Origin of the sequence: Kitasatospora sp. NPDC048296 (assembly GCF_043201815.1) — a bacterium.
In the GTDB taxonomy this organism is placed as follows: domain Bacteria; phylum Actinomycetota; class Actinomycetes; order Streptomycetales; family Streptomycetaceae; genus Kitasatospora.
Window position 1 is genome coordinate 1 of the sequence record NZ_JBICZB010000137.1, and the last position, 7,856, is coordinate 7,856.

Here is a 7,856-nt window from a genome sequence, read left to right on the forward strand (position 1 = left end):
GCTTACTCATGTTGCTCTTGGTTCCCACCTGTGACTGCTTCCTCTGGGCTCATACGTCCCAGTGTCCAGGTGTCCAACCGCAGGGTGGAACTTCACGGAGAGCATTGCGGACGACTACGCCGCCGCCCAGCGCATCGTGCACGGCATCTGGGGCGACGGGAAGAAGCGGCAAGGACATCACGCCGGCTGAGTGGCGTCACTCGTAGACGCGGGCCGCGCCGAGCTGCCTGGCCACGGAGGCCCAGGTCACCGGTTCGATCGGTTGCACACCCGGCAACACCGCTGACCTACCGAGCCTGGCACCGAGCCAAGCCTCCCATGACTCCAGGAACCCGGTCAGCGAGGCGCTCGCCCAGCCACCGCCGTCGCCGGCCCACTGTCCCCGGGCTTGCCTGTCCACCCTCCAGGCGCGGTCCCGGGCGTAGTCGGCGGCCAGGCCGCGCAGCAGGGCGCGCAGTTCCCCGGAAGAGGCGACCGGTCTCCGGCCCCCCAGGGGTGCGGGCTCGGCGGGCCCGGCCGACGGAGCGTTCAGCGCACCGAGCAGCTGGTCGGCCAGGCCTGGCCAGCCGGGTTCCGGAGCCCGGTCGGGAAGGGAATCGGCCCAGCGGAGGAGGATGTCGTCGAGCTCCGGCACGTCGGTGCCGGGGTCTTCGAAGCGGCCGATGAGGCTGCGCAGCAGTGCGCGGAAGTCCTCGCCCGTCTTCACGTTGTTCGTCACCGCGCGAGAGTAGGGCCGCAACGACGAGTCGGTCGACCGGATATCGGGGCGGTCGAAGCCCGTCTCTGCCGCTCCGGAGGATCGCACCACCGGGCCGCGTGAGATTCCGATAGAGAGATGGTGGTGATCGTTGAGCGAGAGGACGGGAAGTCGTGGATGTGTACGAGGCCGTGGACAGCCGCCGAGCGGTACGGGCGTTCAGCGATGAGCCGGTGTCCAGGGAGGTTCTCGAACGGGTACTGGCCGCAGCGACGCGGGCTCCGTCGAGTGGGAACCTGCAGCCGTGGCACGTGTATGTCGTAGCCGGCGAGCCCTTGGCCGAGCTGAAGAGGCGCGCGACGGCGCGCGCACTGGCCGGGGACCCGGGCGATGAGCGGGAGTACCCGATGTACCCGGCCGAACTGACCACGCCGTACCTGGACCGGTTTTCCGCCGCAGCCGCCCAGCGCTACCAAGCCCTGGGAATCGAACGCGACGACCCCGACCGGCCCAGGAAGATCGCCGCCTTGAACTCGGAGGCGTTCGGGGCGCCGGTCGTGCTGTTCTGCTACCTCGACCGGACGATGGGCCCCGGGCAGTGGGGGGACGCCGGGATGTACCTGCAGACGGTCATGCTGCTGCTGAGGGCGGAAGGCTTGCACAGCTGCCCCCAAGTCATGTGGACGATGTACCGCAAGACCGTCAGCGCGGCGGTCGAAGCCGATGACGGCCTGGTGCTGTTCTGCGGTGTCGCGGTGGGGTTCGAGAAGGAAGGCGTGCCGCGGCTTCGTACCGGGCGGGCGGACGTGTCGGAGACGGTGAGTTTCATCGGCGGGTGACCGTGAGGAGGTCGGCAGACCTTGGGGTGAACCGGTGGCAGTCGATCGGCAGGAACCATCCGTCGGCACGGAGCAGTGGCGACAGGCCCGGGAAGTTACCGACGCCTGGCCGCCTGGCGGGTGCGGCGGACGAGGAGGTGAACCTGTTGGACGGCCACGAAGTGCCCCGGATGGGCCCGCCGCCGACGTACCCGTCGCACCGCCCCCTCGGAGGCGCTCGTGCCACACGCTTCGGCGCGGGAGTGGCACGAGCGCCACCGGTTCAGCGTCGCAGCGGCCGGAACAGTGCGTCGTCGTAGTCCGGAAAGATCACCGGCATCGCGCGACGGAACGCGGCGACCTCGGTGCTCTCCGCCAACTCCTGGCAGAGCGTCTGCGGCCAGTACCAGAAGCCGCGGGAGGCGAGCAGCCGTTCCAGGTAGGCGTCGAACGAGTACCCGGTGTCGTACAGCTCCTCGCCGAAGTAGTGGTAGTGGACGGAGTCGAGGGGAGGAACGAACGCCGCGCAGGCCTCGGGGACGAACATGTCGAAGGGCTTGACGGTGCGGTACTCCTGGTCCTGTGGCGAGTGCCAGGTGACGCCGTGCCAATCGGCGAAGACCTCGCTCAGCGGGAGGAGGTTGACGAGGCCCTGGTCCGAGAGGTCGTCGTGGAGGAGCTCGGGGACGGTGTGACGCCACCTCAGGCGCACTGCGCCTACTTCGCGGTAGAACGCCTCGACGCCGTTCGGCAGGCGGCCGTGGGCCAGGCGGACGGCGAGTTCGATGTCGGACGGTGGGGTCGGCGGTGCGACGGTGGCCTCCAGGAGCTGCACGCGGGGGTTGCGCTCCAGGTCCTCGATCATCGCGGCCAGCCGGGCGCGGGGGGTGATCACGTACGTCTCCTTCACGGGCGCCAGCAGGTGTTACAGCCGGTTGTTCTCGATCTCCCACGCGTCGCCGTGCAGTTCGTTGCCGGCGGTGTCGTAGACGGTGTACTCGGCCTCGATCTTGCCGGCGAGTTTGGCGGCGTAGTTGGCGTCGATGTCGGCCTCCACCGCGCTCGCGAGCGGCGCGAAGTCCTTCCCGGCCGGGTGGGTGCTGTAGTCGGCCGTCACGGCGTACTCGACCACGTTGCCGTTGGTCAGCACCTCGGCCTTGACGTCCTTCTCGACCTTCGCGTGGTGCGCCGAGTTCGCGGACTTGCACAGTGGAGTCAGGTTGCTCATGGTGTTGCCGGGGCCGCCGACCTGCTCGTTGAGCAGGTGCCCCTGCACCATGAACTTGCTGAACCAGTCGGCGGTCGCGCCGCTCCCGGTCGGCCACCAGGACGGCTGGACGCTGGGCTTGGAGCCCTTGCCGAGCTGGCCGGGCCAGAGTTCGGCATGCATCGAGGTGCCGACGCCGTTTCCGTTCAGCGCACCGTAGGTGACGTACGGCGCGCCGGTGAAGGCGCGCTGCACCGGCAACTCCACCCCGGGGGAAGGGGCTTGAGCGGCGACCCGCTGGACGGCCGGAGGCATCGTCCGGCTCAGCGCCCGGACGGCGTTCGCCTCGGCGGCGCGCTCGAAACGGTCGCCGGGGTCGCTGACGGACAGTCCGTCGCCGCGGTCGGTACCGGCCACGGGGCCCGAGCGCTGCTGGATGACGTGGGTGAGCTCGTGGGCCAGCGTGTGCTTGTCGGTTCCGCCGTGGCCGAGCACCACGTGCTCGCCGGAGGTGTAGGCGCGGGCGCTGATCTCGGCGGCGGAGCGGGCCGCGGCGGAGTCGTCGTGGATCCGCACGCTGCTGAAGTCGGCGCCCAGGCGGGCCTCCATCTCCGCCCGCATGTCATCGGCCAGTGGGCGGCCCGGCGACCGCAGCACCTGGTGGACGGTCGAGCGCTGCACGGAGGACTCCGACTGCCGCTGTCGCCTCAGCAGTTGGACGACGGCCGCGTTGCCGATGGTGCGCTGGAGCGCGCTGATCGACTGGAGGTGCGGCGGCGCGGGGTGCTGCCGTGCGGTTGGTCGACTGTGTTCACGGTGCTCGGACTTGCCCTGCGATCGCTGGTCGTGCGCGTGCACATCTACCTCCTGGACAGGCGGTTCGGGCCGTGGTCGCGGCGTGTCAGAGCCGGTCTACGACGATCTCAGGGGTGAGGGCAAGGACCGGAAGGGCAGTGTCGGGGCAAGCGTCTCTGATCGGCTAAGCGATCCTGTGTGATCCACGGGTTGCGGGATCGGTTCGGATCGTTTCCCACCTGGGTGGGGTGGCGTGCGCATGCAGGTGGAAGCGTCTCTGATCAGCTAAGCGATCCCATGCGAACCGTAGAGTTCGGCGTGGGTTCTGCCCACCTGGGCGGGGTAGCGTGAGCGTGCAGGTGGAAGCCCGCGCCCAACGTTGCTCCGCGTGGCCGGTGGCCGGTGGTGGGTGTGTTGATCGTGGTCACGCCCTGGCGCCGGTGGGCTGCGCGGGGCAGCCGCCGGTCCGTTGAAACGTGTCCCTCCGGACACTGGCCGGCCGGACCCTGGGGTCGAGCCGGGGAGGGTGCCCTGCGTCGCCGGGGCGCGGGGCGTGGTGAACGCTTCCGGGTCGGGCCGGTCTTCGACCGGTCTTCCTGCCCGGTCGTCCGGGTGATGACCGCCTTGGCCTCCAGGGTGTCCACGATGGTACGGATGGCCATGGTGGCGGTGGCGCGGTCGGTAATGGTCTTGGTTTGGTGGGCGAGGCCGCGTGCGGCGATCCTACGCCACGCTCCTTGGTCGCGGTCGCCCTGCCAGGCGCACTGCGGGTCGGGGCACACCGCCCACTTCCACCCCGGCGCGGTGGGACGATCGGGGGCTTTGCGGTGCCGCAGCGGCGTCAGGCAGCAAGCGCAGTGCCTACTGGTGTTGCGCGCCGGGACGGTCACCACGGCAATCCCGGCCTCGGCGGCGAGATACCGCATCCGGTCGGCGATCTTCCCTCGAACCTGCTGGGACAGACGCGTGTTGTGAGTACGGCCCATGCCCCTGGCCTCCATCGACCGGAGGTCTTCCAGGTAGATGACCGTGGCTGTTGCGGCGATGGCCTGGTCCACGGCCCAGCGAGCAGCCGACCAGGCGAGGGCGTCATTGAGGTTCGAGCGCCGGTCGGCCACGCGCCCGATCTCCCGGGCCAGGAGGGCGCTTCGGGGGACGAGCGCGTGCTGGTCGTCGCCGTTGATGATCCGGGTGTACTGGTCATTCTTGGCGTGCAGCTTCTCGCCGTGGCGGCGCAGCCGGTGCTGCTTGGCCATCACTCCGGCGGCGCGGTACTGCGCTCCCGCGCCGAGGGCAGTGATCTTCCCGTCGCCATGGAGCCGGGCCGCCCCGGAGGACAGGAGGGTGTTGAGGCCCCAGTCCACGCCGAGCGCCACCGTGTGCCCGGTGCGCCGGGTCTTGGGGACGGGGTGGGTGTAGGCGAGATCCGCCCGGACCATCCCGCCGACGGTGCGCACAGTGGGCAGGTGGAGTACGGCGTTCGCCGGGATCGTGGGCGGCAGGGTGATGGGGCAGGCCACCCACGTCCAGTCCTTGTATGTCTGCGGGGCGGGCCGGGTGGGCAGCTGCAGCCGCAGGAGCGCCTTCGCCGGGTCCGCGTCGGAGCGTTCGATGGTGGCCTGCTGTCCGTCGCAGGCGGCGAGCAACAGTATCCGGGCCACGCGGGGTGCGGGCTCCAGCTCGAACACATCCGCCGGAAGGCGACCGTTCTTGCGCTCGAACGCGGCGATCTGCCGGGTGCGGGACTTGATGACGCTGGACGGCAGATACTCGCCGCTCGGCACGGCGGCGCGGACCGCGTCCCATTCCTCAGCGGCGCGTTTGGCCGGGTCGCCCGGCCACGTCGTCAGGACACCGGACACCACGTCAGCGCGCCACTTCACGGACCGCAGGGCGCGTCCGGCCTGTTCCTGGGCCATGCGCACGATCCGGTCGTTGACCTTCGCCGGGGCGGCCACGAGCCAGCCGAGGCGGCGCAGTGCCATCCAGGCGTTCGACGGGAGCTTGCGGCCCCCGGCGTCGTGCCCGGAGGCCAAGGTGTTCACGTCCGCCGTGTTCCAGTGCCCGGCGATCAACTGACCGGCCATGCCCGATACCAGGTCCAGACACCAGCCGGTCCGCTCCGCCAGCGTGGGAAGCGGGAAGATCTCGCCGGTCTTCTCCTCCACGCCCGTGCGGATCAGAATGCGGGCGCACGCGGTGCGGGAGGTCTCGCCGTCGGCGAGGGGCAGTTTTCGGCTCACCGAACATCACCGTCCGGCGGGCACTGCCCGGACTCCACCAGCAGACGCCTGCGGGCGCCCGCTGAGCGTATCCCGTACAGTCGACCGGCGAATGTGGTGACCAGGGAGATGAAGTCCTCCAGGAGTTCCTGCCGCCCGGCGGGCTTCTCCGGATGCAGGATCTCCACAGTTGCCCCGTGGACGGCGAACAGGCGCTTGAGCCAGCCAGCACCAAAGCGGGCCAGCCGGTCCTCGCGCGCCACCCGAACCACCGTCACCGAGCCGTTGGCGACGACTTGAAGGAGCTTGTTCAGCCCGGGCCGGTCCTCCCGCAGGCCGGAGCTTCGGTCCTTGAATACCTTGACCACCTCGCCCGCGGCGCTGGCCCGCAGCTCGGTCTCCTGCGCCTCCAGCGAGGACTCCTGACCGGTCGAGCCCGAGACGCGAACGTACAGGCCCTCCAGGCGAATCAGGTCACCGCCACCAGCGGTGACCTTCATCGCCTCCACATCGACCGAGGAGAACCGGCGCTCACGCCCAATCCAAGTCACCGGAAGATTCCCCGCATCAGCCCAAAGGCGAAGCGTCACCGGGTGAACACCCAAGCGCTTTGCGCCTTTTGACAGTCGGAGAAGCTCCATGCGGTAACCATAGAATCACTCAGCGTATTTAATCAAATTCGTGAGCCTCGATGGCCTGGGCGACCCACCGCTGGTAGACGATCGGCAGGAACCATCCGCCGGCACGGAGCAGTGGTGGCGGGTCCGCGAACTCACCGACGCCTGACCGCCTGGCGGGTGCGGCGGACGAGGCTGTGCGCCCGCTGGACGGCCCCGAAGCGGTTCATCGCGTCGGCGAGCGTCAAGCGGTACTTGACCCGCAGCTGGGCGCTCAGCCCGGCCAGCCGCTCGGTGCCGATGGCCCGGATCAGCCGGCTGACGTGCCGCTGGTAGACCTCCCAGTAGGGGCGGTCGCCGTCCGGGACGGACCAGAAGAACATCGGGATCTCCTCGACCAGGCAGTTCCGGTCGTAGGCGCGCAGGTATTCGGCGAACACCGGCTCGGGGCGGGCCAGCAGCCACTCCCGGACGAGTTCCATCGAGCGGACCCGGTCGATCAGGCCGCGCGGGTCGGTCTTCTTCTGGGTGATGGACAGCGCGCCGTCCTCGCGCACCCGCCAGTGGTAGATCGGCTCGGCGAGCACGTCGACCCGCTCGGCGAGGAAGTGGTGGGGCACGCTGACCGGGGCGTCCTCGTACAGGATGCCCTCGGGGTAGAGGATGCCGGCGGCGTCGAAGAAGGTGCGCCGGTAGACCTTGTTCCAGGCGGTCCGGTCGGTGACCAGGGCGGGGGTTTCGCTGACGTGGGTGCGCAGCCGGGTCTCGCGGAACGGGCGGCGGTGGGCGTGCGAGGGGGAGAGGCCGGTGGTGCGCAGCCGCAGCGCGTTGCCGGCGGCGAAGTCGGATCCGGTCTCGTCCAGTGTGCGGATCATCAGCTCGTACGCGTGCGGCGGCAGGGTGTCGTCGCTGTCCACGAAGGCGAGGTAGTCGGTCCCCGGGGTGAGGTGGCGCCAGCCGGTGTTGCGGGCGGCGCCGAGGCCCTTGTTCTCCTGCTGGACCAGCCGGAAGCGCCGGTCCTTGGCGGCGTACGCCATGGCGATGACGGGTCCGTCGTCGGTCGATCCGTCGTCGACCATGACGCACTCGAAGTCCTCGAAGGTCTGCGCCGCGATCGAGTCCAGGCACTCCGCGAGGTAGCGCTCGACGTTGTAGATCGGGACGACGACGGAGAGGCGCGGCGCCATCGGACGGCCTTTCGCTGGGGAGCGGACGGGCCATTCGGCCGCCGACCGCCAGCTACCGGCGGTGGTCCGAGCGTAGCGACCGGCGGCCGTTTCCGGGCGAACAACGGGTGGAGTCGAGCCTTCGTCTCGGTGAGCCGGATGTGTCCGGCGTCAACGCTCCGTGTCGCGCCCGCGCCGCATTGACGCCCGGAACAGGGGGAAGGCCCCGGTCCGCCCGACGGCGGTTTCTAGGGGTCGTTGCAACACGTGGTCGGTTTGATCAGGCCGCGATGAGTTTATGCAGGCGCTCGGCTGGGGTTTCCCAGCCGAGCGT

General features: G+C 69.9%; 7 protein-coding genes. 1 reads left to right on the forward strand and 6 read right to left on the reverse strand.

Annotated elements, in window-relative coordinates; translation table 11 throughout:
* Nucleotides 1-196: 196 nt before the first annotated feature.
* A complete protein-coding gene (locus ACGF12_RS37525) occupies nucleotides 197-718 on the reverse strand; it encodes a hypothetical protein (protein ID WP_393040807.1) in 522 nt (173 codons plus the stop codon).
* Nucleotides 719-870: 152 nt separating this feature from the next.
* Here ACGF12_RS37525 and ACGF12_RS37530 point away from each other — a divergent pair, with 152 nt between their 5' ends.
* Nucleotides 871-1,536 (forward strand): nitroreductase, encoded by a 666-nt coding sequence (locus ACGF12_RS37530; protein ID WP_393040810.1) that lies wholly within the window; start codon nucleotides 871-873, stop codon nucleotides 1,534-1,536.
* A 262-nt stretch (nucleotides 1,537-1,798) separates the two neighbouring features.
* Here ACGF12_RS37530 and ACGF12_RS37535 read toward each other — a convergent pair whose 3' ends face one another.
* The 5 genes from ACGF12_RS37535 to ACGF12_RS37555 all read right to left on the reverse strand — a co-directional run bounded on the left by ACGF12_RS37535 (nucleotide 1,799) and on the right by ACGF12_RS37555 (nucleotide 7,543).
* Nucleotides 1,799-2,410 carry a hypothetical protein gene (locus ACGF12_RS37535; RefSeq protein ID WP_393040813.1) on the reverse strand — a complete coding sequence of 204 codons (612 nt, stop codon included), beginning with the start codon at nucleotides 2,408-2,410 and terminating at the stop codon, nucleotides 1,799-1,801.
* 30 nt (nucleotides 2,411-2,440) lie between these two features.
* The gene (locus ACGF12_RS37540; protein ID WP_393040815.1) at nucleotides 2,441-3,580 is read right to left on the reverse strand and encodes a DUF4157 domain-containing protein; all 1,140 of its coding nucleotides are present in this window, start codon (nucleotides 3,578-3,580) and stop codon (nucleotides 2,441-2,443) included.
* Between the two features lie 218 nt (nucleotides 3,581-3,798).
* Nucleotides 3,799-5,760, reverse strand: coding sequence for a zinc ribbon domain-containing protein (locus ACGF12_RS37545; protein WP_393040818.1), 1,962 nt, complete (start codon nucleotides 5,758-5,760; stop codon nucleotides 3,799-3,801).
* A complete protein-coding gene (locus ACGF12_RS37550; RefSeq protein WP_393040821.1) occupies nucleotides 5,757-6,380 on the reverse strand; it encodes an IS607 family transposase in 624 nt (207 codons plus the stop codon). Before ACGF12_RS37550 ends, ACGF12_RS37545 begins: the two co-directional genes overlap by 4 nt.
* Before the next feature lie 131 nt (nucleotides 6,381-6,511).
* Complete coding sequence (locus ACGF12_RS37555; protein WP_393040824.1) at nucleotides 6,512-7,543, reverse strand: glycosyltransferase family 2 protein; 1,032 nt, start codon at nucleotides 7,541-7,543, stop codon at nucleotides 6,512-6,514.
* Between the last annotated feature and the right edge of the window lie 313 nt (nucleotides 7,544-7,856).

Excerpts from the sequence above, each read along its gene's own strand:
- ACGF12_RS37550 (WP_393040821.1), bottom strand. The coding sequence starts at position 6,380 with ATGGAGCTTCTCCGACTGTCAAAAGGCGCAAAGCGCTTGGGTGTTCAC.
- ACGF12_RS37555 (WP_393040824.1), bottom strand. The coding sequence starts at position 7,543 with ATGGCGCCGCGCCTCTCCGTCGTCGTCCCGATCTACAACGTCGAGCGC.